This is a genomic window from Mucilaginibacter sp. P5_A4 (genome assembly GCF_056400605.1).
Genome location: NZ_JBFUKX010000035.1, coordinates 41,830 through 67,807, shown reverse-complemented (window position 1 = coordinate 67,807; position 25,978 = coordinate 41,830). Strand labels below are relative to the sequence as shown.

At 39.6% G+C, this 25,978-nt stretch carries 18 protein-coding genes and 1 tRNA gene; 13 read left to right on the top strand and 6 right to left on the bottom strand.

Annotation, left to right across the window (positions count from 1 at the left end):
- Window positions 1-289 precede the first annotated feature (289 nt).
- Both AC1DQW_RS19110 and AC1DQW_RS19105 read right to left on the bottom strand, forming a co-directional pair.
- A complete protein-coding gene (locus AC1DQW_RS19110; RefSeq protein ID WP_477455533.1) occupies window positions 290-2,065 on the bottom strand; it encodes a RagB/SusD family nutrient uptake outer membrane protein in 1,776 nt (591 codons plus the stop codon).
- Window positions 2,066-2,076: 11 nt separating this feature from the next.
- Complete coding sequence (locus AC1DQW_RS19105) at window positions 2,077-5,337, bottom strand: SusC/RagA family TonB-linked outer membrane protein (RefSeq protein WP_477455532.1); 3,261 nt, start codon at window positions 5,335-5,337, stop codon at window positions 2,077-2,079.
- Window positions 5,338-6,175: 838 nt separating this feature from the next.
- Here AC1DQW_RS19105 and AC1DQW_RS19100 point away from each other — a divergent pair.
- From AC1DQW_RS19100 to AC1DQW_RS19070, 7 genes are all read left to right on the top strand, one after another.
- Complete coding sequence (locus tag AC1DQW_RS19100) at window positions 6,176-7,135, top strand: sensor histidine kinase (protein ID WP_477455531.1); 960 nt, start codon at window positions 6,176-6,178, stop codon at window positions 7,133-7,135.
- Entirely contained in the window at window positions 7,132-7,839 is a 708-nt protein-coding gene (locus AC1DQW_RS19095) for a LytR/AlgR family response regulator transcription factor (protein ID WP_477455530.1), read from the top strand. The genes AC1DQW_RS19100 and AC1DQW_RS19095 overlap by 4 nt, the downstream gene beginning before the upstream one ends.
- 100 nt (window positions 7,840-7,939) lie before the next feature.
- Entirely contained in the window at window positions 7,940-8,716 is a 777-nt protein-coding gene (gene kdsA, locus AC1DQW_RS19090; RefSeq protein WP_477455529.1) for a 3-deoxy-8-phosphooctulonate synthase, read from the top strand.
- Between the two features lie 104 nt (window positions 8,717-8,820).
- Window positions 8,821-9,756 carry a KpsF/GutQ family sugar-phosphate isomerase gene (locus AC1DQW_RS19085; protein WP_477455528.1) on the top strand — a complete coding sequence of 312 codons (936 nt, stop codon included), beginning with the start codon at window positions 8,821-8,823 and terminating at the stop codon, window positions 9,754-9,756.
- A gap of 271 nt (window positions 9,757-10,027) precedes the next feature.
- A complete protein-coding gene (locus tag AC1DQW_RS19080; protein ID WP_477455527.1) occupies window positions 10,028-11,329 on the top strand; it encodes a nucleotide sugar dehydrogenase in 1,302 nt (433 codons plus the stop codon).
- Window positions 11,330-11,553: 224 nt separating this feature from the next.
- Window positions 11,554-12,957 (top strand): undecaprenyl-phosphate glucose phosphotransferase, encoded by a 1,404-nt coding sequence (locus tag AC1DQW_RS19075; protein ID WP_477455526.1) that lies wholly within the window; start codon window positions 11,554-11,556, stop codon window positions 12,955-12,957.
- A gap of 1 nt (window position 12,958) precedes the next feature.
- The gene (locus AC1DQW_RS19070; protein WP_477455525.1) at window positions 12,959-13,741 is read left to right on the top strand and encodes an ABC transporter substrate-binding protein; all 783 of its coding nucleotides are present in this window, start codon (window positions 12,959-12,961) and stop codon (window positions 13,739-13,741) included.
- 60 nt (window positions 13,742-13,801) lie between these two features.
- Here AC1DQW_RS19070 and AC1DQW_RS19065 read toward each other — a convergent pair whose 3' ends face one another.
- On the bottom strand, window positions 13,802-15,736 hold the full coding sequence (locus AC1DQW_RS19065) for an LTA synthase family protein (protein ID WP_477455524.1): 1,935 nt from the start codon (window positions 15,734-15,736) through the stop codon (window positions 13,802-13,804).
- Between the two features lie 435 nt (window positions 15,737-16,171).
- Here AC1DQW_RS19065 and AC1DQW_RS19060 point away from each other — a divergent pair, with 435 nt between their 5' ends.
- Window positions 16,172-17,527 (top strand): Gfo/Idh/MocA family protein, encoded by a 1,356-nt coding sequence (locus AC1DQW_RS19060; protein WP_477420853.1) that lies wholly within the window; start codon window positions 16,172-16,174, stop codon window positions 17,525-17,527.
- A gap of 9 nt (window positions 17,528-17,536) precedes the next feature.
- Window positions 17,537-18,583 carry a DUF6807 domain-containing protein gene (locus tag AC1DQW_RS19055; protein WP_477455523.1) on the top strand — a complete coding sequence of 349 codons (1,047 nt, stop codon included), beginning with the start codon at window positions 17,537-17,539 and terminating at the stop codon, window positions 18,581-18,583.
- Between the two features lie 152 nt (window positions 18,584-18,735).
- Here AC1DQW_RS19055 and AC1DQW_RS19050 read toward each other — a convergent pair whose 3' ends face one another.
- A complete protein-coding gene (locus AC1DQW_RS19050; RefSeq protein WP_477455522.1) occupies window positions 18,736-19,260 on the bottom strand; it encodes a DinB family protein in 525 nt (174 codons plus the stop codon).
- Between the two features lie 374 nt (window positions 19,261-19,634).
- Between AC1DQW_RS19050 and efp the strand changes: the two genes are divergently transcribed.
- Complete coding sequence (gene efp / locus AC1DQW_RS19045; RefSeq protein ID WP_477455521.1) at window positions 19,635-20,195, top strand: elongation factor P; 561 nt, start codon at window positions 19,635-19,637, stop codon at window positions 20,193-20,195.
- A gap of 265 nt (window positions 20,196-20,460) precedes the next feature.
- Here efp and AC1DQW_RS19040 read toward each other — a convergent pair whose 3' ends face one another.
- On the bottom strand, window positions 20,461-21,510 hold the full coding sequence (locus AC1DQW_RS19040) for a serine hydrolase domain-containing protein (protein ID WP_477455520.1): 1,050 nt from the start codon (window positions 21,508-21,510) through the stop codon (window positions 20,461-20,463).
- A 257-nt stretch (window positions 21,511-21,767) separates the two neighbouring features.
- Window positions 21,768-21,849: transfer RNA gene (locus tag AC1DQW_RS19035), tRNA-Leu, on the bottom strand.
- A 353-nt stretch (window positions 21,850-22,202) separates the two neighbouring features.
- Here AC1DQW_RS19035 and AC1DQW_RS19030 point away from each other — a divergent pair.
- From AC1DQW_RS19030 to AC1DQW_RS19020, 3 genes are all read left to right on the top strand, one after another.
- Window positions 22,203-22,544 (top strand): hypothetical protein, encoded by a 342-nt coding sequence (locus AC1DQW_RS19030; RefSeq protein WP_477420862.1) that lies wholly within the window; start codon window positions 22,203-22,205, stop codon window positions 22,542-22,544.
- Window positions 22,545-22,580: 36 nt separating this feature from the next.
- Window positions 22,581-23,042, top strand: a complete 462-nt coding sequence (locus tag AC1DQW_RS19025) for a DUF4268 domain-containing protein (protein ID WP_477455519.1) — start codon at window positions 22,581-22,583, stop codon at window positions 23,040-23,042.
- Between the two features lie 325 nt (window positions 23,043-23,367).
- On the top strand, window positions 23,368-25,836 hold the full coding sequence (locus tag AC1DQW_RS19020; protein WP_477455518.1) for a glutaminase family protein: 2,469 nt from the start codon (window positions 23,368-23,370) through the stop codon (window positions 25,834-25,836).
- Window positions 25,837-25,978 lie beyond the last annotated feature (142 nt).

Here is a 25,978-nt window from a genome sequence, read left to right as displayed (position 1 = left end):
ATGCAGATGCAGGGAGCATTGGCAATATTCACAGTCAACCTGAAAAGAATCATCAAACTGACCAGCTAAAGACGCAAAAGCAAGAAATCTTAGGCTGAAACGCTCTTGCTTTGCCATCATTGGACACCCGTTCATCTTCGAGCGCATCAGGAAATATATAGGAAATAAAAAAGCGATTTAATAAAAGATGCTCCTTTATTAAATCGCTTTTTAGTAATGCTCATTAAGAGTTACTTTTTCAGTGCCCTCAGCAAAAGCCGCCTCTTTAATATAAATAATAGGTTTAGAATTAATAACCAGGATTTTGTTTCAAGGCAGAGGATTTTCCTGTTGATTCAAGATCTATTTGAGCTTGCGGAATTGGATATATCTCGTTTTTGTTTGTAGTAAAATGTGCGCCGGCAACATCTGTTATAGTTTTACCATCAAAACCGAAATAGGTAGCCAATGATTGTTGAGCAATTCCCCATCGAACAATATCAAAAAAACGGTGGCCTTCCATGCCTAATTCAAGCTTACGCTCAAAGTAAATAGCTTTTAAAGCAAGATCCTTACCTGTAAAATATCCGGCAGGATATTGACCTATTACATAATTAGCAGCCGGAGTTGTAGTGTATCCGCCGGTTGGGTTACTGGCATCTTTATAAGTATACACAAAACCTGCTGGTTTGGCAGCCCTTGCACGAACCATATTTACGTATGATAAGCCTAAATCGCCTGTACCTAATTGCGCTTTGGCTTCAGCAGCCATTAACAAAATATCGGCAAAACGGATAATATTAACCTGGTTCGCATTACCCGGAGCCCAGGTATGGTTATCACCATAAGTGCCTTTTGAAGCCTGGTAATAAACATTCTTTTTAGGAGAGTAGGGTCCTGCTGAACTCTGCTCACGAATCCAGTTCTGGCCCGGGTGATTACCCCAATCAAGATAAGGAATGCCACGACGGCCAACTGTCCAGTCTAAACGTGGATCAAGATTGCCGGCATCAAGTGTAAAAGCAGCAGTCGACGCTATACCCTGATCATTTGCTACAGGATGGCTGTTGTAATCATCTAAATAAGGAAGTCCTGCAGCATCTGTACGGAATGAGTTGGCAAGATCCTCGGTTGGCTGAAAAAAGCCGCAGCAGCCGAACGGACTGTTGTAAGGGTAATTTAGCATATCACCATTATTAGCTTCGCTAATTGTTCCGGTACCATCGTTGGCGGCTTGCTGAATAGAAAAAACGGTTTCTTTATTGTTTTTTGTGGCCGCATTAAAATTATCCTCATAATTATCGGATAAACCATATGCAAGGCCTGCGGAATTTGTCCCGCTGGCTATAACTTCGGTGAATATTTTATCAGCGTCGGTATAATCTTTTTGGTAAAGATAAGTTTTAGCAAGGTAGGCGCCTGCTGCCCATTTATTAACCCGTCCTACTTGCGTTTGGGTTGCAGGCAGGTTTGCATACGCAAATGTAAAATCGGCAACAATTTTTGGCCAGATATCAGTTGTATTTGGCTGTACAAAATTGGTTGTTGTCTCATCAATATAGGGCACATTTCCAAACATTTTCTTCAGGTCGAAGTAATAGTGTCCGCGCAGAAACCTTGCCTGGCCAATAATATTTGCCTTATCAGCATCAGATATGCCGGCAACAACCGCTACAGTTTTAAGTACATTATTAGCTCTTGTTATACCCTCATAATCTGCTATCCATTTACTGTTTAAAAAGCCGTTACTGGCATCAACCGTAAATGTTGCTATGGAGTTAATGGCTGGCTGATCGATACCTGAGCTGCCTTTATGTGCATCGCCACCGGCTACGCTGCCATAGATCCAGTTGTCTGGGGAGGTTTCCCACGGACCTCCGCCACCAAAAGCGGCATTAGTGCCCTGCTGACCGTCAAGAGCCGAATAAGCGCCGATTAAAAGACCATTTACACCGGCTGCCGTGGTAATTTGAGTTGTGCTTAGTGCACCAAGCGCGGGTTGATTAAGGGACGATTTTTTACATGAACTTTGAACTATACCAGCTACAATTAATGCAAATACTGTTAAGCGTTGTATATTTTTCATAATTTCTTTAATTAAAATTTAGCTTGTACACCTAATAAATAAGTATGGTTTGGCGAGTAGTTACCACGGTCGACACCAAAGTTGGTGCTGCTGTTGGTATTACTGGTGGTGCCACCGCCTACAATTTCCGGATCAACTCCCGAATACTTAGTTATCGTGAGTAAATTTGCTCCTGATAAATAAATCCTGAACCTATCGATGCCTATAGACTTTAACATTTTAGGATCAAAAGTGTAACCCACCTGTAAGTTTTTAAGGCGCAGGTATGAACCATTTTCAACATAGAAAGAGTTTGGAACAGTGTTGGTACTGAAGGAGCCATCAATTTCCTGGATAGGTGCTTTAGCATCCATGTGGGTAGGTGTCCATGAATCATACAGGGCTGTTTTGCTTTTCGCCCCGGCAAAGTTTGCATAAAAATCTGTCCACCATCTTACATCATTCCAGATCTTGTTTCCGTATGAACCATACCAAAACATGTTCAGGTCGAAATTTTTATAGGTAAAATCAAGGTTTAAGCCACCGGTGAACTTAGGGTTCGGGTTGCCAAGCAGTGTACGGTCGCTGGCATCAATTTTTCCGTCTCCGTTTATATCGGCGTATTTGAAACGGCCAACCGCTGCATCAGTTTGATAAGTTCCGCCTGCTTTTACATTGGCTGCATCAATCTCTGCCTGTGAGTTCCAGAAACCATCAGTTTTATAACCAAAGAAGCCGCCTACCGGGCCGTCTACCTGGTTACGAATAATTGAACTGCCATTAAACCGGCCGGAGTTTTCATCAAAGTAAGGCTGACCTACTGTAACCGCTTTAATTATGTTGTGGTAAGTAGTAAAGGTTAACGAGGCATTCATTTTAAGCCCATTCCCCAGGTTTTGATGGGTAGCAATGGCAACATCCAAACCCGTATTGCTCATGGCGCCAACGTTGCTATAAGGCGCTGTAGCCGAACCCGCAGTACCGGGCAGATTTGGGTTGAATAGCAAGCCGGTTATATTCTTTTTGTAATAATCGGCAGCGATATCCCATTTCTGATTAAAGAAAGAACCATCAAAACCAATGTTTAAGTTTTTATCAAGCTCCCATTTAGCATCAGGGTTACCAATTCGGGTTTGTGTAAAACCGGCAGTTGTACTGGTTGAAGTGCCCGATATATCATAGTAAGAGTTGGTTTTGCTTGCACCGTATGTAGTAAAGGCGTTAGAGGGGTCAACGTTGATCTGGTTACCCATTATACCATAACCGCCTCTTATTTTTAAATCGCTTATCCAGTTTACACCTTTCAGAAAGCTTTCCTGGGATATACGCCAGCCGGCGCTTACAGCGGGAAACCAACCGTATTGGTTTGTTAAAAACCTGGATGAACCATCGCGACGAATTGTTGCATTTAAAAGATACTTATCGTTAAAAGTATAATCTAAACGGGCTATTAATGATTGTATTTTATCTCTTTCAATAGTACTATACGCGGTTGGCACGCCTGTACCGGTTGATATGGTAGTATAATTTTTATCAAATGTGAAATAGCCGGTGTTTGTAGCACCTAATGTTTCATACCTGTTTTTGTAATTCTCGGTACCTGCCAATAACTTAACATCGTGCTTACCTATGGTTTGGTGATAGGTTAAAGTGTTTGTCCAGGTATAATTATATCCGTTATATGAGTTCTCTGCATAGGAGTTGGTAGTGTTGTTTTCAGAGTTCTCGTATTCGGGATAAGTAAAGCTATGGTTATAATCCGAATAATATTCGCCGCCGAACTGGGTACGCAAGGTAAAGTATTTAAGGAAATCTACTTCGGCAAAAGCATTACCAAATAACCTGTTATACGCGCCATAATTATTGGCCGTACGCTGCTGTACAGCAACGGGATTCCGGGCATTACCTAAGTTGGCTGTATTTGAACCAGCATAATTACCCATAATGTCATATACAGGAATAATGGGTTGCTCACGGAAAGCCATACCAATTGCAGAACCTTCGTCATTTTCGTTGATCAGCGGGTTTTCTGTTAGCGAATAAGATAAGTTTTCACCTACCCTTATGTGCTTGGATACATTAAAGCTGGTATTTGCCCTTACGGTATAGCGTTTATCATAAGTATCAATTAAAGTGCCTTTTTGATTGAAATAGTTTAAGGAGAACAAATAAGTAGCCGCATCCGAACTGCCGCTTAAAGCCACATTATGGCTTTGTATAGGGGCCGATTTGAATATTTCGTGATACCAGTCTGTACCTGCCTTGTTTGATTTGGTTATACGGTAGAAGCCCGAAGGATCACCTGACGTGTAAAACGGGTTTACATTGTATTTTGAAGGATCAACTGCCGGATTGCCATCATGGATACCATAAGGGTCGGAGCTGCCTGCACTAATATAGTCGGGTAATATATCGCCGTTGGGGCCATATAAATTACTGCTCAGGTCTACCGGAATTCCTTTTAACGCAGCGGTGTTTTTAATTGCCAAAGTCCTTAAACTTGTCATTTCCTGTGGATTTAGCAGGTTATATACATTGCCTCCCTTAGGAACCTGGGTGCCATAATAGGCATCATAGGAAACATTAACCTTCCCTGTACCTTTTTTTGTAGTGATAACAATTACTCCGTTTGCAGCACGCGCACCGTAAATTGATGCAGAACTTGCATCCTTTAGCACCTGCATGCTTGCAACATCATTGGGGTTGATATCACTTACATTAGTTGTGGGCACACCATCAACTACGTATAATGGCTGGTTGTTGCCAAAAGTGTTAGCCCCACGGATTTTTACGGATGGATTTTCGCCCGGCTGACCGGATGCAATTACAGTAACACCCGCAGCCTGACCTTGCAGCTGATTTTCAACAGATGATGTAGGTTGCCTGTTAGCGGCCGCCACATCTACCACGGCGACAGCGCCTACCAGGTCTTTTTTACGTTGGCTTCCGTAACCCGTTACAACCACCTCGTTTAAAGCGTTGCTGCCGGCAACTAAGGTGATCTTTAAATTCACATCGGTACCTACCGGTACTTCCTGTGTTTGATATCCGATATAAGATATCACTATGATGTTACCCGGACTTAAAGTAAGAGTAAACTCACCATTAACATCAGTTACAGCACCGGTTGAGGCACCTTTTACACGCACAGATGCACCAATAATGGGTAATTTGTCATCGCTGCCGATTACTTTACCCTTGTACTTTGTTTGTGCTGTAACTACCATTGAAGAAACTAAGCAGCATAGCAGCATGCCAAAGTATCTTCCTTTAAGAAGTAGACTTTTAAACATAGGTTTGAGATTTGTTAGTTATATATTTGGTTTATTATTATGTGCAAACAACTTCAGAATGGAATTTAATTAGCTGGTAAATAATGCGTTCCGGATCTCATCCCGGAACGCAACTCAATATCATTTCTCAAGTGATATCGATCAACTAAATCTCAAATGACATGTTTATAATCATCCAAGCTCTTTAATACTGATGCTGGTTAGCCTCTGTATTGTCAATTCCTTATTCAGATCATTAAAAGCATATGAAATGCCCTTATTAACAACATTTAATTATTTAACATAAGCCTTATGATTTTAAGGCTTAATTACTTACACCTGGTTTATTATAATTGCATGCAAATAATCAAATAATAGATTTAATGATTTTAATAAATCGACAAAGCGTAAGCTGTGTAAGACAAACAGGTTGAAGTATACGACAAAGAAAATTTCGATTTTTTTTGGGATGATTTAGCAAAGACTTTGCCGGGATGTAATATATTCGTAGAAGTTTTTTTTCCTGTTAAAAACCAATATTAAACCAGTTTCCTGCATTAAACTCTGGTTAACCTATAAAGTGCAACTATGGAATAAGTTATTCATTAAGATTTTATGAATACTAAATAAACTGTTTTTATATAGATATAGGATTGCTTGCTTAATAAAGCAGACGGCCGATTTATTGTAAAAATAATACTGCAATTATATATGGATATGCACTTATTGAATTTTTTACAAATATATTTTTGTTATGTATGATAGAAATAATATAATAGGTTTGAATTTGTACAATAAAAAATTCAAAATTTTAATACACGCCTGCGTGTGGCTGGTTTTGATGACATTACCTTATATTATGCATTCCTATAAGGTGATGCCATCCAGGGCATATACCCAGGAAGAGATCAGCGATTTTTTTAAGATAGATTACATGGGCTATTTTTTTTGGATAGCAACTTTTTATTTAAACAGTGCCGTATTGATCCCTAATTTGCTGCTGAAAAAAAAATACCTTTATTATACTTTAACTTTCATTTCCATTTACGCGCTTTACTTATTTTTTCATCATCAGATATATGAAACCCTGGAAATAGATGTGCCTTATAATTTACTACGTACCAGCTGGTTAAAATTGCCTGCTTTTTTACTTACAATGGCAGCGAGTATGGCATATAGCCTAAATAACGGTTTGCTTGAATATAAGAATAAGCTGCACGAAACCGATAAAGAAAAATTGAAAACCGAGCTTTCATTTCTGCGATCGCAGATAAGTCCACATTTTATATTTAATATACTTAATAATATTGTTGCGCTGGTAAGGCTGAATAGTTCAGAGCTCGAACCGACAGTGATGAAACTATCCGGTTTAATGAAGTACATGCTGTATCATACCGATGAGGAGAAAATAAATATTAAAGTAGAAGAAGAGTATCTGAAGGATTATATTGATCTGCAAAAGCAGCGATTTGGCCGGAAAGTTAAAATAGAAACCGCATTTAATATTAACAACCAACACCAGCTTATTGAACCTATGCTTTTAATTCCCTTTGTAGAAAACGCATTTAAACATGGTGTAAGTTTAATTGACGATCCTCACATTATTATTGAGCTATTTACAGGTGAGCATTTTTTGAGCTTTAACGTTACTAATAAATATAATGCTTTTAGTAAGGAGGATAAAGACACATCATCGGGCATTGGGATAGCAAATGTGAGCAGGAGGATCAACCTGTTATATGAAAAGAAATATGAATTAACTATTAATAATAAAAACAACCTTTTTGAAGTTAATTTGATATTAAAACTTGACGCATGATAAATTGTATAGCCGTTGATGATGAACCTCTTGCCTTAAGTTTACTTACAGATAATATAAAAAAAATACCCTTTTTAAACCTGCGGGCCGCGTGTGATGATAGCTTGTCGGCTAATATGGCTTTACAGGATAGCGAGGTAGACCTCATGTTTATTGATATCCAGATGCCGGGAGTTACCGGAATTCAATTTATAAATAGCCTGGTAAATAAACCATTAATTATCATTGTTTCTGCCTATAAACAATATGCACTGGAAGGTTTTGCTTTAAACGTTGTAGATTATTTGATGAAACCTGTTCCGCTGGATCGTTTCATGCTGGCTTGCAATAAGGCAAAGGAACTTTATGAACTGAAAGAATTGAAGACTTCCTTAAATAACCAGTCATTAGATCATACTTTTCTAAATGCCGGATATACGGTTCTTAAAATTATATTTGATGAAGTACTATACCTGGAAGGCTTAAGAGATTATGTCAAGATCTATTTTTCGGACAATAAAAAAACAGCCATTGTACGGCTTAGTTTTAAAAATGTAGAAAAGAAATGGCCTGCTTATTTTATGCGTGTGCATAAATCATTTATTATTAATACCCGGAAAATAGAGGCGGTAAGTAAAACCTCCATCATTGTTTCCGGGAAGGAATTGCCGATTGGGGAAGCCTACCGCCAATTGGTAACGGCATTAATTGAAGCCAATAGTTAATGAGGCTGTTAAGTTTTGTAATTGGAATAAATGCTTGTCAATTGTTTTCCATTCGTGAAATCCGGGCTTATAATTATCTTTGCCTTTTAATCTACATAATATGTTGTTTGAGCAAATGCGGCAGAAGCCGTTCTTTATATTAGGTCCCTGTGTAATGGAGAACCAGGAACTATTGTACCAGGTGGCAGAAAAAGTTGCAGAAGCAGGTCAAAAATATAATGTGCCTGTGGTATTCAAATCATCATTTGATAAAGCTAATCGTACATCAATACACTCATACCGCGGTCCGGGTATTGGAAAAGGTATGGAAATGCTACAGAATGTTAAGGATAAATTTGGACTACCTGTTTTAACAGATATTCATGAACCATTCCAGGCAGCTATAGTTGCAGAGGTAGTTGATGCTTTGCAAATTCCGGCTTTTTTATGCCGCCAAACCGATCTGCTGGTGGCCGCTGCCGAAACGGGTAAAATAGTGAATGTTAAAAAAGCACAGTTTCTTTCTGGTGCCGATATGTTTTACCCGGCTCAAAAAGTGCTGGAGGCTGGTAACAACCAGGTAATACTTACCGAGCGTGGCAACATGTATGGCTATAATAACCTGGCAGTTGATTTCAGGAATATTTATGATATGAAGGCATTTGGTCATCCGGTTTGTATGGATTGTACCCATTCGGTGCAACGTCCGGGCGGGGCTGGTGGCAAAACAGGTGGCGACCGCACTTTTGTGCCTATGATGGCCCTGGCCGCTAAAGCTTTTGGTGCCGATGGTTATTTCATAGAAACCCATCCTGATCCGGATAACGCATTAAGCGATGGCCCTAATATGCTTAAGCTGCATGATTTGGATGGTTTGATTGCATCGTTGGTGTCCTGATAGTGTTTAATCAGATGTTGGAATTTTCAAAACTTCGATCTGTTGCTTGTAAATAAAATGAACTCATATTTCTGGGAATTTTAAAATCCAGAAAATTCAGAATAATGAAGGATATAGCCCAAAGAGTTTTTAATATTGAGATTGAATCGCTGCAACATGTGGCCGGTTTAATTGATGATGAATTTACCAAAACAGTAAATGCCATATTAAATAATACCGGTAAGCTTATTGTAATAGGCATTGGTAAATCGGGGCTTATTGGAAAAAAAATTGCTGCTACTTTAGCCAGCACCGGTACTCCCAGTTTTTTCCTTCATCCGGGCGAGGCTTTTCATGGAGATTTGGGTATGGTTAGCACAAATGATATCGTAATGCTGATTTCTTATTCGGGCGAAACAGACGAGGTACTCCGAATTATTCCATTTTTAAAATGGAATAATAACCTGGTTATTGGAGTAACCGGAAATCCAAACTCAACGGTTGCTAAAAACAGTCACCACCACTTAAATGTTAAAATTGCCCGCGAGGCTTGTCCGCTTGAACTTGCGCCAACTTCGTCAACCACTGCCGCTTTGGTAATGGGGGATGCACTTGCCGTTGCTTTAATGGAATCGCGTGACTTTAAACAACATGATTTTGCACGTTTTCATCCCGGCGGAAGCCTGGGGCGTAAATTGCTCACAAAGGTTAAAGATCTTATGCGGACCGATAAACTACCATTTATTGAGGAGCAGGCAACGTTCATGAATCTGTTATTAAAAATGTCTGAAGGGAGGTTGGGTATGGTAATGGTAGGAGATGCTGCTTATATTAAAGGTATAGTTACCGACGGAGATTTGAGAAGAGCCTTATTAAAACATCCTGATACAGCGACTTTAACCATAGTAGAAATAATGACCGAAAATCCTGTTATTATAGACGAAGACGAGTTTGCAAGCCACGCAGAACAGCTTATGCTGGAAAAAAAGATTACTACTTTGCTTGTAGGTTCAGCACTAAAAAGGTCAATTTCGGGGGTTTACCAGCTCTATAATCCTTAAGCCGAGCGAAAAATATTCCTGCCAGGACCGTGCCGGGATCTACGGAGTTATAAATCCGGCAGGAAGATTCTACATAATTTCTCCAAAAATGGACAGGTAACTGATTAACAATTATGGATATACTTGGAAAGCGAGGATGATAACAAATAACTCAGATTTCGTAAATCACCTGGCAATCTGTAAGATACTAAATGGAGCCATTCTTTAACGTGCCAGGGACAATGATTGTAGCAAAATTAATTAACTTTACCTCGTCTATACTACCTTATAAATGTTTGAACCATCCCCAACTACCCGCATTGCAATAATTGGCCTTGGCTATGTTGGTTTACCATTAGCTGTTGAATTTGCCAGGAAATTTCCGGTGATAGGTTTTGATATAAAACAAAGCCGCGTAGATGAATTAAATAGGGCATTTGATCGTACACTTGAAACCGATACAGAACTGTTAAGGTCAGTTTTGTTGCCGGGCAGTACCGGAAACGGGCTTGTTTTTACTTCAGATGTTCAGGACATTGCCGATTGTAACGTGTATATTATCTCTGTACCTACGCCCACAGATCAGCATAATCGTCCCGATTTGGGTTTGTTGATAAAAGCAAGCGAATCGGTTGCTAATGTACTAACGGCCGGGAATGTGGTTATTTATGAATCTACTGTTTATCCCGGAGTTACCGAAGACGTATGCATACCGGTGCTTGAAAGGCTATCAACACTAAAGTTTAACATCGATTTTTTTGCCGGATACTCGCCTGAGCGAATCAATCCGGGAGATAAAGTACATACACTTACTAATATTTTAAAGGTAACGTCGGGCTCAACGCCAGAGGCTGCCGATTTTATCGACGAGCTCTATCGAACAATAGTTAATGCCGGCACACATAAAGCGCCGAGTATAAAGGTTGCCGAGGCTTGTAAAGTGATCGAAAACTCACAGCGGGACATCAATATTGCCTTTGTGAACGAACTGGCCAAAATATTTAATATTATGGGCATTGATACACATGCGGTTTTAGAAGCAGCTGGTACCAAATGGAACTTTCTGAATTTTAAACCTGGGCTTGTTGGCGGTCATTGCACAGGCGTTGATCCGTATTACCTTGCTCAAAAGGCCCAGGAAGTTGGTTATCATCCCGAAATTATATTGGCCGGCCGGCGGCTTAATGATGGCATGGGCACTTATGTAGCTCTTGAGGTTATTAAACTAATGATTAAGAAAGACATCCCGGTAAAAAACTCAAATGTATTGGTGTTGGGTTTCACATTTAAAGAAAATTGCCCGGATGTACGTAATACAAGAGTAATAGATATTGTAAGGGTTTTAAGCGAATATGAAGTTTGCTACGAAATATATGACCCCTGGGCCGATCCATCAGAGGTCAAACAGGAGTATGGAGTACAAACAATTATAAATGTAAATGGTTTGAAAGGGGCATATGATGCCATCATAGTTGCGGTTTCGCATAGCGAATTTTTTAACTTGAACTATAATTTGCTAAAGAAAACCCCATTTTCAGTTATTTACGATATAAAAGGAATGCTCGATAAAGATATAGTTGACGGACGGCTATAGTATTACCGGAGTTATAAGGTTATATTGGTTTTTTTATGATGCAAAAGGCGATAAAGTTTTCTAATAATTTTATATTTGATTTTACAAGAATTTCTAAATTTTTAATTTTGTCAATCGTGCCCTAACATTTTTGTAATAGATTGTGCATTTCAATTATCACATTGTTATTTTAAATAAATATGCTAATTTTAGCAGGTGTTGTATACTTCAAGAAGCTCTAATACATGATTCACAGATACGCTACTTTTATTAAAGCAGTGAACCTTACCATTGATTATATTATACTTAATATGAGCATGGTAATTTCTTACTTTATTGAAGACAGGTCATACATTTTTTGGATAAACAACAGAAAATATTTGCCTATAGTTTTAGTTTTTAATTTGATCTGGTTATTGTCTGCCAATATCACCGGTTTATATGAACATGTTTTAAATAAAGACTCTATAAAAACTTATCGTGGCGTAATAAAAACCTACCTGTTGTTTGTAAGTTTTATTTGCTTCACCATTATAATACTTATAGGTACAAAGGCTTATTTTATTACAAGGGAGTATTTGTTTTACTCATTAGCTCTGTTTGGTTTTTTACTGGGATTATGGAAACTGATATTTCTTACCATCCGAAAGAGTGACAGGGCATCTTTAATTGATACCAGGGCTGTAATTATTATTGGTGGCGGACGTATAGGATCTGATCTTTACAGCTTTTTTAAACAAAACCCCGAACGTGGATATAGTCTGATTGGTTTTTTTGATGATAATCCCGAAAAAGTAAGCGATAATCGTTTGTATTTAGGGGGAACAGATGATTGTATAAGCTACGTGCTAAATAATAAAGTTGATGAGATATTTTGTACGCTGCCAAACTCAGAAGCCCAAACTATTGAACGTTTGATGCTTGATGCTGATAAAAACCTCATCAGGTTTAAATTTATACCCGAGTATTATGACTATGCAAAAAAACCAACCTTTATACAAAGCTTTGGGCATATCCCTGTAATATCGGTAAGACCCGAGCCGCTCGAAAATATGCTCAATAGGTTTATAAAACGTCTTTTTGATGTTACGTTTTCGTTATTCATTATCCTGTTTGTTTTTAGCTGGTTATTCCCTATACTCGCAATCCTTATCAAATTGGAGTCAAACGGACCGGTGTTTTTTGTCCAGGAGCGCTCAGGCAGGGACAACAAACCATTTAAGTGTTATAAGTTCCGCAGTATGCGGGTAAATAAAGATTCGGATAAAAAGCAGGCTACACGCGGCGATTCCCGTATAACCAAAACAGGTGCTTTTATCCGCAAGACGAGCTTAGATGAATTACCGCAGTTTTTTAATGTGATATTGGGCAACATGTCTGTAGTAGGGCCAAGGCCACATATGATAAGCCATACACAACAATATTCGCAACTGATAGATACTTTTATGGTAAGGCATTTTCTTAAACCAGGCATCACCGGCTGGGCACAAATAAATGGTTTAAGAGGCGAAACCCAAACTACCCAGGCCATGCTTGAGCGTGTGGAGGCTGATGTTTGGTACCTGGAGAACTGGTCGTTCCTGTTGGACATGAAAATTGTTTTCCTAACTTTCTGGAATGCGTTAAGGGGCGAGAAGAACGCGTTTTAACATGGCGGCGTTTCACGATCAGCTAAATCGTGCGATAGAATTATCTACCGTTCCTAAAAAGATCATATCTGTTGTTCCGTCCCAAACCGAACTTTTGTTTTATTTGGGACTGGATGCCAGTATTATCGGCATTACTAAATTCTGTATCCACCCGAAGGAAAAAGTTAAAGCAGTAACTAAAGTAGGGGGAACCAAGCAGTTGAATATCGATCTGATCAGATCTTTAAACCCCGACCTCATTATTGCCAACAAGGAAGAGAATGAACGTGACCAGGTTGAAGAATTAATGAAGATATGCCCGGTTTGGATAAGCGATATCTATGACCTTGATACTGCACTTGAGATGATCCGGAATGTGGGTTTAATTGTTGACCGCGGCGAGGAAGCAAAAATTTTATGTAATGATATCAGCTATGGTTTTAGCACATTGAGTTTACCTGGTTTAGATCTTAAAGTAGCTTATTTCATATGGCGAAAACCCTACATGGCAGCTGCTAAAGAAACTTACATTGATACCTTGTTGCAAAAGTGTGGCCTGATTAACGCTTTTGAAACAAACAGGTATCCTGAGGTTTCTACAGAGGAACTGGTTAAGGTTAATCCAGGTTTGGTGTTTTTGTCATCTGAACCTTATCCGTTTAAGCAAAAACATATTAATGAATTTAAACAGTTGTTGCCAAAGGCGAAAATCATTTTGGTTGATGGTGAAATGTTTTCCTGGTATGGCAGCCGGTTGTTATTGGTGCCAAAGTATTTAAAAGAGCTGATTGAAAAACTTGCTTAAGATTATTATTTAGAACCCGTTGTATTACTTATACACTAACATGGGCTAAATAATCAAACGTTATTGCTTGTTTAGCTTTCCGTTTACAATCCTGTCTGTATAATCCTGAATAAAAGCTTTACAATCAAGCACACCCTTGTTCATTTCGGGGTTTAGTGTGCCATTCGCCAGGTTTTTTTCTAAACCTTTATCAGCAGCCGTAAATATTCCGGTAATTGTTTTTCCATCAAATAAATAAATATAATTACCCTGCATAAGCTGGTAAATATTACCTGGCGAATTTATTACTCTGGGGGTTTCGGCAGGTACGTTATTGATTAAACTTCTGCCCCATGATCGGATAGGTTTATTATAGCCTATCAGATCAACTAATGAAGGGTATATATCCATCTGTGAAGCAAGGTCTGTTCTTATACCTTTTAAAGCATAAACCTTATTTGCACTGTAAAACAAAATTGGAACTGCAAAGCGGTTAATTGGCTTGCTATATTCAGGGTAATACGTTTGACTTGTATGATCGGCAGTTATAACAAAAATTGTGTTACTGTACCAGGATTGCGTTTTTGCGTAATTAAAAAATAACCGCAACGAGTTGTCGGTATATTGTACACATTTATCAATTGTAAGCGGGCCACCTTTAAATCTTGAATGATATTTTTCGGGAATCTGATCCGGATCATGTGATGATAAAGTAAACAAAGTAGCCATAAATGGTTGTTTTTGTCCGCTAAGTGTTTTGCCCATAAACTGAAAAAATGGCTCATCCCAAATACCCCAAATGCCATCATAATCTTTGTCGTTGTTGTATTCCGTTCTGCCGTAATAATTTTTAAATCCTAAAATATTACCAAATCCCTGGAAACCCATAGATCCGTTTGCCGCGCCATGGAAAAATGACGTTTGATAGCCTAAACTATCGCAGACAGACACGATGGACTGGATTTTTTGTTTTGCATATGGTGATGAAGTAAAGGCCGTTTGAAACGAAGGAATACCAGCTAAAATGGACGACATGGCATGAATAGACTGGCGGCCATTAGCATAAGCATTGGTAAATATTAAGCTGCTGCCAGATAATGAATCTAAAAAGGGAGTGTACGATTTAAAATCGGGTATAGCGGCCTCTTTGTTCATGCAGCCCCAATACTCTCTTCCCATACTTTCCAATATAATAATTACAATATTAGGCCTCACAGCAGGGTTGCCATTATATTGTTTTACCGGCTTAATGTTAGCCGTGATATAGTTTGCGTCTGTCCAGTGTTCAATTTTAAAATTGTTGCTGCTAAGCGTTCTAAAAATTGCAAAAGGAGTATTTAATACTATATCGCCCTGGTTTGGTACGGTAACATGTTTATAAGCATCAACCATGTTAATGGGCCTGGTACTGTGTGCAAAATCACCCCTTATTCCACCGATAACTAAAGCAAAGGCAACCAGGAAAGCACCTATCGAGGAGTAAAAATAAGCGCTTAAATTCTTTATTGCGTGGGGTTTAATCTTTACACGGCTATAAAACCAGATCCAGCAAAAACAGCATAATATATATATGATAATTACATACCAATATGCGTCAGAAAAATGAGTAAATAACGCCTTTTTGTTGGTTTCATCAGCAAGCACATCGAGCGTAGCTTTGGTTGACCGGACCTGGCTGAAACGATAGTAAATAATATCAACAAAATTTGTGGCATAAGCCAGCAGGTTTGTAACGAAATATAAAATTGTAAGGCCTTTTTGATAATTAGGTCTTGTATTGATGGTTAACGGGAGAATGCTTAAAACAATAAATAAGCTGTTAATGTATAATAACGCGGTGGTATCAAAGGCCATCCCGTGATAACACAACTTTAACAAAGTAGATAAATTATCAACAGCAAAAAGATTTGTATTAAATGCAAAAAATAAGATCCTGCTGATAAAATAGAATAAATAGCCTAATAATATGCGGTATAAAAGGACCTTATATTCACCCAATCTAAATTTAATCTCCATTAAAAATATTGTTTTTACTTACCGTTAAATTTCGTTAAGCACGAGATGATACTAAACCCTGTTTGGGAATAAACCTTGATATGCCTTCGCTTAATATGCCGGGAATTTGTTAAAAAGCGAATGTAAATAAAAAAACAAATAATTGTTAAGTTATTGGTTGTCGTTGCAATATGGTCTGCACTTGCAAGGTTTTATTTACATTTTACTTACAAATGCTTCATATGGCAGCAGGGAACCACTATTGTAATATGTTTCTTACAAAAGGAATAATATTTTTTGTGAGATTTCATCGATATTTGGTTTTATCAGTTGCGCAGACTGTATTAAACCAATTTACCTGTACTCCACGAAAAATATTATAGTGACGGCCTGATGCTTGCATCAGCTGTAACCTCAGGATCAATTAAAATCAACTATCTAAATTATACAACTATTATGGAAAAATCACGTCGAACTTTTATCAGGCAGGTCGCATTAGTGGGGGCCAGCACATTACTCACCAAAACCGCGTGGAGCGCCAAAAGCTACAAACGTATTATCGGCGCTAATGATCGTGTGCGGGTTGGTGTTGTCGGATTTTCCGACAGGCATAAAAGTTCGCATATTCCCAGCTTTATGAACCACTGCAAGGAACTTAATTTTGAAGTAGTTGGTGTGTCGGATATCTGGAAACGACGCAGAGAAGAAGGCGCGGCTACCTGGAAAGAGAAAATGCAGAATGATGTAAAGGCATACCGCAACAACGAGGAATTATACGACAGCAAAACGGTAGATGCAGTATTTATTAGTACCGCCGATTTTCAGCATGCACGGCATGCTATTGAAGCTGTAAAAGCTGGATGTGATGCTTATGTGGAAAAGCCTTTTGCCGAAACGATGGAAGACAACCGCGATGCTCTTAAAGCCATCAAGGAATCGGGTAAAATAGTACAGATAGGTTCGCAACGCAGGAGCGGAGCCAATTACCATGCCGCTAATGATTTTATCCACTCAGGTAAATTTGGCCCCATTACTATGGTTGAATTAACCTGGAATGTTAACCAGCCGGGCCGCTGGCGCAGACCAGAGCTGTTGGGCGTGTTAAAAGAAGCCGATACAGATTGGAAACGCTTTATCATGAACCGCCCGTACGAAGCGTTCGACCCGCGCAAGTATCTGGAATATCGTTTGTTCTGGCCATATTCGTCGGGGTTGGCCGGCCAGTGGATGAGCCACCAGATTGATACTGTACATTGGTTTTCGGGAATTAAACATCCGCGCAGCGTAGTTGCCAATGGTGGTATTTACATGTGGAAAGATGGCCGCAGAAACTGGGATACCATTTTTGCTGCCTTTGATTATGGGCCGCTGGATGACCCTTCAACTGGCTTCCAGGTAACCTTTGGTTCGCGCATGCACAACGGCGATGAGCATCCCTCAGAGATCTACTACTCAAACGGCGGCGAATTAAACCTGATAACCAACAAGGTTTCGCCAAAAGGGGGGTTAACGCAAAAAATGGCCGCTGCCATGAATATGCAGGCCAATCTGCTGCCAGAGGTTAGTCTGGCAAATACCGAACAGGTAGTTGCTTCGGCCAATACAGGCGGCGATGTGCTCACATCAAACCATGTGCGTAACTGGATGGAATGCATCCGCAGCCGTAAACAGCCCAACGCCCCTGTTGAAGCAGGATACAGTCATTCTATAGCTACTATTATGACCAATGCAGCTGTACGTACCGGCTATAAGGCCACATTTGATGAGAAAACACAGGAGGTAATGGCGAATGGTAAAATATTTAAATATTAATAAGTAATTATGATGAACAGGTTCAAAAAATTGGGGTTTGTTATAGGATTAACCGCTGTGACTTCGGCAGTGTCGGCTCAAAAAAGTGAGCAGGTAAAGGTATTGAAGTCCGCAAAAGAGCAAAAGGTAGAGGTTTTTATTGGTGGCAAGCTGTTCACCAGTTTCCTTTATCCCGATAGTCTTGAAAAACCGGTATTATATCCCCTGCACGCGGCTAATGGCACTATTGTTACCCGTGGTTTTCCGCTCGATCCTAAACCGGGCGATCCAACCGATCATCCCCACCATATTGGTCTTTGGTTTGATTTTGAAAACTTAAACGGGCTTGATTTCTGGAACAATTCATATGCTATCCCCAAAAACAAAAAGAATTTATACGGCTGGATCCGTACCGACAAAGTACTGGAGACTAAAAGCGGCACAACGGGCGTATTAGCCTATCATGCTAACTGGACCAACCAGCAGAAACACATAATTTTAGAGGAGACCACGCGTTTTGAATTTAGCGGCAGCGGCAATCAGCGTATCATCGACAGGGTTACTACCTTAAAAGCCGATACAGATGCTGTTTTTAAGGATGCCAAAGACGGAATGCTGGGGCTGCGTTTAGCACATGAATTACAGATGCCTACTACCGAAGATCAGAAATTCACCGATGATAAAGGGAACGTAACCATTGTTAAAGGTGGTACGGATAAAGTAGCCAGTGGCAATTATTTAACCAGCGCCGGTAAAACAGGAAACGATGCCTGGAGCACCCGTGGCGTATGGTGCAAAGTTTTTGGTAAAATGGGCGCGGATTCGGTAAGTATCGCTATAGTAGATCACCCGGCGAATCCTAATTATCCCACGTTCTGGCATGCCCGGGGATATGGCTTATTTGCGGCCAATCCCCTTGGCGAGAAAATTTTCACCAATGGTAAATCAGAAAAAAATCTGCACCTTAAAAAAGGAGAATCGGTAACCTTCCGTTTTCGTGTAGTTATTAACAATGGCGAACAAACCATTAGCACTACCCAGCTTGACGGGCTTGCTAAAGATTTCGCTAAAAAGTAATTGTTGCCGAACTCAATGACAATCACGTTGTGCCTATCCATGACAAGTTGTAAAATTCCAGACTTACGAAGTTTTAGAAACTTCGTAAGTCTTTCGCCAATTTGTCATTCCCCCTATAGAGTCCGCGGATTTTAGCTCCTTACAGCAGCTTACTAATCCCTGTTCCAAAAAGCCGGAGGTTCAATCCCCAAAGACCGCAGGTAAACATAACCCTGGGCCCTGTGGTGGATTTCGTTATCAATCCAGTAGAAAATTATATCGGATGTTACACCCTCATACGCTCCAAAAGCCAACATCATTTCATGAAACTGTTGTGGCGGAATCTGGGGCCAAAGGTGGTTGATGGTATCCGTTACTTTATCCCACCTGTTTAGGATTTCTTCTTTTGTATTTGCCAGGGATTTTCCGGAATGATGATCCAGTTTATCTATTGATGTAGGCGCATCTTTGAAAAGATCCTGGATCCCCGCATCGGCTATTTCCACTATCTCGTTTATCATGTCCGAAAAGGGGCGCATTCCACCAATCGAATATTCAAATAGCTTGTCTTCCGGAAAAGCTTCAATTACCTGCCTTGTTAAGCGGCGATGACCTTGCCAATGATTTAAAATGGCGTTAGGGGAGGTGAACCCTTCAACCGCATTGCCTGTTTGCTGTGTGATTAGATTGTTTTCCATTGTCTGTTTGCTTTTAAATGATTTCACAACAAAGAAAAGCAGTGCTAATGACAGCCCTATGTCAGTAGTGGTAAAGATATTTTGAAAAAGTTTCGGAGGCGTAGTTGTGGGGCAAATAAAAAAACCGCGAAATAGAAGCTAACGATTTTTTCTGCACCCCGGGAATGTATTTGAATGTCTTGAATGTATATCATTGATAATCAATACATTAATAGATAGTAAGAGATAGTTATCAAATTCCAGTGAGTTATTTGTCGATTGACAACCATTGAGCGGATTAAAAATCCCTTAATCTTGATGGTTTCGAGTTTTAATTTTAGTTGATTAGCTAAGTTAATCTATCTTTGGGGCTTAAATTTTCTAATTATATTTTCATGGCAAAAGCATCCGAAATTAAAGTAGGTAATATACTACGCTTCAACGGCGAACTGGTAACCGTAACAGAAGTACTGCATCGTACACCAGGCAAAGGCGGAGCATTCTATCTGGATAAGTTTCGTAACATAAAAACAGGAAAAATTGTTGAAGCCCGCTTAGCCACCGACGAGCAGGTTGAAATTTGCCGTGTAGAAACAAACGATTTTCAATACCTGTATGAAGATGGCGACGCCATGGTGATTATGGATAACACCACTTTCGATCAGCATAATATCCCGAAAGCGCTTTTCGGGCCGGCGGTGAAATTCCTGAAAGAAGGGATGAGCGTGATCGTTTCGTTTGAAAGCGAAGAACCGATCATGGCGGTAGCACCCAACTTTGTGGAGCTGGAAATTACCTACGCCGAGCCTGCCGTTAAAGGTGATACCTCATCGGGTGCGCTGAAAACCGCGACTACAGAAAACGGAATAGAAATTAAAGTACCTCTCTTTGTTAATCAGGGCGATAAAATAAAAGTTGATACCCGCACTGGCGAGTACGTTGAGCGGGCTAAATAAGGTAAACACCCATCAATTTACTGTTAAAACATAAAAAGCTCCTTAATTACTTGAGGGGCTTTTTTATGAATTTAAAACATTATTGCGTGAATGGGTAGATTTTAACCGGAAATATAACAGAAATTTATTCTGAGCGGAGTTGAAGGAATGTAATGATAATTTCCCAAAACTTGCACAGTACAAGGGGAGTCAAAGGACTCAACAGCACTATATCATCTAGAAAAACTAAATATATTTATCCTACAAGCAAACCTATTTTTCTATTTTAGTTACTTATAGGGTATTCAATTTGATTGTATGGCTTTTCTTCAAGGATAGATTGTATTGAATTACTAATTGCATCTAAATTATTTTGTTTGTTATTCGTTACTAAAATAATTGTGAAATTAGGATTGCTGATTAGTAAGGCTTGATAATTGAATGCAGCACCATCATGTGTATGATTTATTACTTTACCCAATTGAATATCTCCTTCTCCAAGACCAGTTTGATTTCCTTTGGAAAAAGGATTGAAAAGTTCCAGCGTTGATTCAGGAGTAATAAGTTTAAATGAATTAATTGCTTCAGACCACTTATAAAAATCTTCTAAATTTAATGCGGTCCAGCCTGAAATATTATATTTAATAATATCCTGTTTCCCCTCATTATTAAATGATTTAGCAAAGAGTTTCTCTTTTTCATTAGGATCGACAACTCCATTTTTTATTCCGATAGGTTGAAGTATTTTTTTCATTACAAAAGAATTGAAAGACATATTGGAAATTTTTTCTATGATTCTTCTCTGTAGAAATACATTATTGTTATTATAATCATATTTTGTTCCTGGTTCAAAATCAAGAAATGCAGTTTTTTTTAATTGCATCATATTTTCAGAATCTTGATTAACTTCATTCCATTTTATTTGCGGAAGACCACTTGTGTATTGAAGTAAGTGAATGATTTTAATTTTGTTTGCCCAAGAAGGTAGCTCAGGTAGAAACTTAGAAATTGAATCTTCAAGTTTTAATTTTCCTTGCTCTTTAAGCATCAAAATGCCGACAGCATTAAATTCTTTTGCTATTGAACCGATATGAAAGCGATACTTTTTATTTAATTGAATTATGCCACTTGCGTCTGCTTGTCCAAAGGCTTTCTCATATATTATTTTCCCATTTTGAGAAATTAAAATGTTTCCGTTAAATACTTTTGACTTATGTGCTTTTTCAAATAAACTATCAAGATTTTTTTCTTTTTGGAAGGATTGACTGTAACAATTACTACAAGTTATTAGCAAAATAGTAAAAAGTAAAATTCTATTTGTTTTAATTATATCCATTATATGAAATTTCAATTACCTGATGATTCCGATCGTCCCGTTAGGCTTACCTCGAAAGACTCTTAGAGAAATCTGAGGGGCTTTTTTATTTTATTGCCGATAGCTTGCCGACCTTATCTGAAGGGGTATTTGTTATTCTAATGCAAAACAAATACTTTTTTTATTCCCCACAACAATTCTGCTTGATCCCCTATAATCGGTGTTATATAGTATTTAAACAAAAAACCCGATCAAATTGACCGGGTTTTAAACTGCTGTGCGGAAGAAGGGACTCGAACCCCCACGCCTCGCGGCGCCAGATCCTAAGTCTGGTGCGGCTACCAATTACGCCACTTCCGCATTAGGATTTTTAACAGGTCGCAAAGATAGCGTTTTAAGGTAAATTATAAAACATAATTTTAGTTTTTTATCTATCTGTCTCATTACTTTACTGTTAATTTAATTTCAGGTATTATTAAGAATGTATAAGCCCCACCCAACACTCCCTGGAAGGGAAGGCTTTTAAAAAATCTTGAAGATCAAAAGTATCGCCTACCGGGGGAGATTTAGAGGGGGCTTATGGCTTTGTGCCTCACAAATACAACGGCGTATGTGTTTTAGGAATGTATAAAAACATTGCTGAAAAATTTTAATTTTCCGAACAATTTTAAAACTCGCTTGTACTAAAGAAGCATCATATACCGTAAATAATTATGACCAATACAGTAAACTATTATATTAAAAAAGACAACGGCGCTGCCTTAAATATCATCATTGAACCGGTGCTAACTCAGGCCGCAAATAACCACCGTGATTTTACAGGTGTGTACGCATTATACAAAGGCAACGATCATGGTGAAGCGCAGCTGTTAGAGCTCCAGGACATAGCCCCGGAAATAGGGGATAGCCTTCCTTTATTGGACAATGTGAAAAATCCTGATTTTTTAGGCAGGTTAACTTATAATGCCATCAAGTTGAAATGGGAATACACCGGCGGAACGCTATCAGCAAAGGAACAGGAGCAAATTGTAGCGTTTATACAAAGCGCAAAATAATATATAAATTTGCCTGCTCATTTTAAATAAAAACTATTGTACTCCCGCGATCAGGCATCACAAATTAAACAGGCATTCTGGACCGCCTTTGGTCAATATATTGCACAACAGCCATCGGCAGACGGTTTAAAAATAAACTGGATAAATTATAAAACAGGCATCAAACACCTTAACTTTAAAATGCAGGCCGATAATCGCTCGGCTTTTATCGCTATTGAAATCTCTCACCCTGATCCCGGCATCCGTGAACTCATATTTGAACAGTTTAAGGAGCTTAAAGCTGTATTTAATTCAAGTATTGAAGAGGAGTGGGACTGGCAACTTCACACTACCGACCAAAACCACAAAACCATAAGCCGCATCATCAAAACCCTGCCTAACGTAAGCATATTTAATCAAAATGACTGGCCCGCGTTGATCTCATTCTTTAAACCCCGCATCATTGCCCTCGATGATTTCTGGAGTACAGCAAATTACAGCTTCGGGATATTTAAGTAGATAAGATTGCAAATGTGCAGATGTAAGATGTTGTTTAAAAATAAATAAACAGACCGTCATACGAATGCTTCTAATGAAGCACATAACCACGCGTCATTGCTTCGTCGTACCTCCTCGCAATGACGGTTAGGAGGCGGTTGTGGTATGCATACATGTCAAGGCAATGACGGAGGATATTCAGACAATTCATATCTGCACGTCTTCCACAATTCGTTTCAATTAATCGTCATTTTGATACATTTCGTAAAAAAAGTTTATTAATTGAAAAGAAAAACAAATATTTACCGCCGACAATTATCTATCTACATTATAACATAAAAAACATATGAGAAGGTTTCCATTAACCGCGTGTATTGCTCTTATTGCCTTTTTAGCAAAGGCGCAGGATACCAAAGCGCCGGCTTATCCGCTTATTACGCATAACCCTTACTTTAGTATCTGGTCGTTTTCGGATAAGTTAAATGAATCAACCACCCGCCACTGGACAGGTAAGGATCAATCATTAATTGGCCTGGTAAAGGTAGACGGCGAAGTATACCGTTTTATGGGTAAGGACCCGGTAAACTATAAAACTGTTGTACCCGCTGCCGACGAGAAACCATACACCTGCAAATACACCGAAACCCAACCTTCACTAAACTGGGCTGATACAAAATTTGATGACAACACCTGGAAAACCGGTACAGCACCATTTAGCGATGATAAAACACAGGGAAAAACCGTTTGGACAAGCAGGGATATCTGGGTACGCCGGGTGTTTACCTTTCATAAAACAGGTATCAACAAGCTTTACCTTAAACTGCATCATGATGATGAGGCCGAGGTTTATCTTAATGGCGAAAAGATCAATGAAAGCAGTGGCGCCAATGGCGATCTGCAGATGATCCCCTTGAAGGATGATGTTTTGAGTAAATTAAAAGAGGGTGAGAATGTACTTGCTTTGCATTGCACCAATACAGGTGGAGGTGCGTGGATTGACGCCGGCTTTGCCGACGAATTAAAACCAACCGAACACCCCGAGCTGCAGGTTGCAAAACAAACCGGCGTTACCATAAATGCAACACAAACCATTTATTACTTTAAATGCGGCAACGTTGATCTGAAGCTTACTTTTACGTCGCCCTTATTGATGAACAACCTGGCTTTATTGGCCCGGCCCGTATCGTACATTACTTATAATGTAAAATCAAACAATGGTAAAGCGCATAATGTGCAGGTTTATTTCGGCGCATCTGCAGATGTGGCCCGCAATAAACCAAACCAGGCGGTAACCACTCAAAAATATACAGCCAGTACTTTATCTGTTTTAAAGGCCGGTACCGTTGAGCAGCCTATCCTCCAGAAAAAAGGGGATGATTTACGGATAGACTGGGGTTACATGTACGTGGCCGCACCCAAAACATCTGGCGCCCTGCAATATGTGAGTACCGAAAGTGAAGCTGTTAATTCATTTTTTAAAGGTGATGGTAAATCAACCACCAAAGCGGGCACCAGCCTGGTGTTAAATACGGTACTATCTTTTGGTATGGTTGGTAAAAATGCTGTAAGCAAATTTATCGAACTGGGTTATGATGATATTACCCCGGTTCAGTATTTTCATACAAATTTAAAGCCATGGTGGAAAACCACGCAAATTAAAACCATTGAACAGGCATTGGCTAAGGCAGCTGTTGATTACCCGGTCGTATTAAAAAGCTGCACCGCCTTTAATGGTTTGATGTATAATGAGGCCGAAAAGGCGGGCGGCGACAAATATGCGAAGCTTTGTGTGTTGGCTTATCGCCAGGCTATAGCGGCCCATGTATTGGTAAAAAGTCCGCAGGGCGAGATCTTATTTTTGTCCAAAGAGAACTTTAGCAATGGCTCTATCAATACTGTGGATGTTACCTATCCATCGGCACCCTTATTCCTGATCTACAATCCAAGTTTGATGGAAGGGATGCTGAACGGGATCTTTTACTTTAGTGAAAGCGGTAAGTTCGCGCATGATTTTGCCGCGCATGATTTGGGTACTTACCCTATTGCCAATGGGCAAACTTATGGCGAGGGCATGCCGGTTGAAGAATCGGGCAATATGCTGGCGCTTACGGCGGCCATAGTTAAGGCCAATGGTAATAACCCTGCATATGCCAAAAAGCACTGGAAAGTTTTAACCGATTGGGCAAATTACCTAAGCAGGGAAGGGCTTGATCCGGCTAACCAGCTTTGTACCGATGATTTTGCGGGTCACCTGGCGCGTAATGCCAACTTATCGGCCAAGGCTATAGTAGGAATTGGATGCTATGCCCATCTTGCCGACCTGTTGGGCCAAAAAGCTGTTGCCGCTAAATACAGGGCTATTGCTAAAGAAATGGTAACTAAATGGATGAAAATGGCCGATGCCGGTGATCATTACTCCCTGGTATTTGATAAGCCGGAAACCTGGAGCCAGAAATACAATATTGTTTGGGATAAAATTTTAGGGTTAGATCTTTTTCCTCAATCGGTTTATGACCGTGAAGTTAAATTCTATCTTACCAAACAAAACGAATTTGGTTTGCCCTTGGATAGCCGTAAAACCTATACCAAAAGCGACTGGATCATCTGGACCGCTACTTTAGCCAAAAACCAGGACGATTTTAAAGCCCTTGCCGCCCCGGTTTACAAGTACGCCATCGAAACCCCAACCCGTGTACCCCTAAGCGACTGGCACGAAACCACCGACGGCAAACAGGTTGGTTTCCAGGCCCGCAGCGTTGTAGGAGGATATTTTATAAAGCAGCTGCAGGAAAAATGGAGACCTACTGCTAAATAGATTGGGGGATAGAATCAAGATATAAGAGTCAAGAATCAGGATATAAGAATCAAGACCGGAACCTTTTCTCTATGTCATTGCGAGCGCAGCGCGGCAATCGCGAACTATGCAAGTCACTCTGTACAGTTCGCGATTGCTTCGT

What these genes read in the sequence shown, in the direction of transcription:
- AC1DQW_RS19110 (WP_477455533.1), bottom strand. Translation starts at nt 2,065, where the DNA reads ATGAAAAATATACAACGCTTAACAGTATTTGCATTAATTGTAGCTGGT.
- AC1DQW_RS19105 (WP_477455532.1), bottom strand. Translation starts at nt 5,337, where the DNA reads ATGTTTAAAAGTCTACTTCTTAAAGGAAGATACTTTGGCATGCTGCTA.
- AC1DQW_RS19100 (WP_477455531.1), top strand. Translation starts at nt 6,176, where the DNA reads ATGCATTCCTATAAGGTGATGCCATCCAGGGCATATACCCAGGAAGAG.
- AC1DQW_RS19095 (WP_477455530.1), top strand. Translation starts at nt 7,132, where the DNA reads ATGATAAATTGTATAGCCGTTGATGATGAACCTCTTGCCTTAAGTTTA.
- kdsA (WP_477455529.1), top strand. Translation starts at nt 7,940, where the DNA reads ATGTTGTTTGAGCAAATGCGGCAGAAGCCGTTCTTTATATTAGGTCCC.
- AC1DQW_RS19085 (WP_477455528.1), top strand. Translation starts at nt 8,821, where the DNA reads ATGAAGGATATAGCCCAAAGAGTTTTTAATATTGAGATTGAATCGCTG.
- AC1DQW_RS19080 (WP_477455527.1), top strand. Translation starts at nt 10,028, where the DNA reads ATGTTTGAACCATCCCCAACTACCCGCATTGCAATAATTGGCCTTGGC.
- AC1DQW_RS19075 (WP_477455526.1), top strand. Translation starts at nt 11,554, where the DNA reads ATGATTCACAGATACGCTACTTTTATTAAAGCAGTGAACCTTACCATT.
- AC1DQW_RS19070 (WP_477455525.1), top strand. Translation starts at nt 12,959, where the DNA reads ATGGCGGCGTTTCACGATCAGCTAAATCGTGCGATAGAATTATCTACC.
- AC1DQW_RS19065 (WP_477455524.1), bottom strand. Translation starts at nt 15,736, where the DNA reads ATGGAGATTAAATTTAGATTGGGTGAATATAAGGTCCTTTTATACCGC.
- AC1DQW_RS19060 (WP_477420853.1), top strand. Translation starts at nt 16,172, where the DNA reads ATGGAAAAATCACGTCGAACTTTTATCAGGCAGGTCGCATTAGTGGGG.
- AC1DQW_RS19055 (WP_477455523.1), top strand. Translation starts at nt 17,537, where the DNA reads ATGATGAACAGGTTCAAAAAATTGGGGTTTGTTATAGGATTAACCGCT.
- AC1DQW_RS19050 (WP_477455522.1), bottom strand. Translation starts at nt 19,260, where the DNA reads ATGGAAAACAATCTAATCACACAGCAAACAGGCAATGCGGTTGAAGGG.
- efp (WP_477455521.1), top strand. Translation starts at nt 19,635, where the DNA reads ATGGCAAAAGCATCCGAAATTAAAGTAGGTAATATACTACGCTTCAAC.
- AC1DQW_RS19040 (WP_477455520.1), bottom strand. Translation starts at nt 21,510, where the DNA reads ATGGATATAATTAAAACAAATAGAATTTTACTTTTTACTATTTTGCTA.
- AC1DQW_RS19030 (WP_477420862.1), top strand. Translation starts at nt 22,203, where the DNA reads ATGACCAATACAGTAAACTATTATATTAAAAAAGACAACGGCGCTGCC.
- AC1DQW_RS19020 (WP_477455518.1), top strand. Translation starts at nt 23,368, where the DNA reads ATGAGAAGGTTTCCATTAACCGCGTGTATTGCTCTTATTGCCTTTTTA.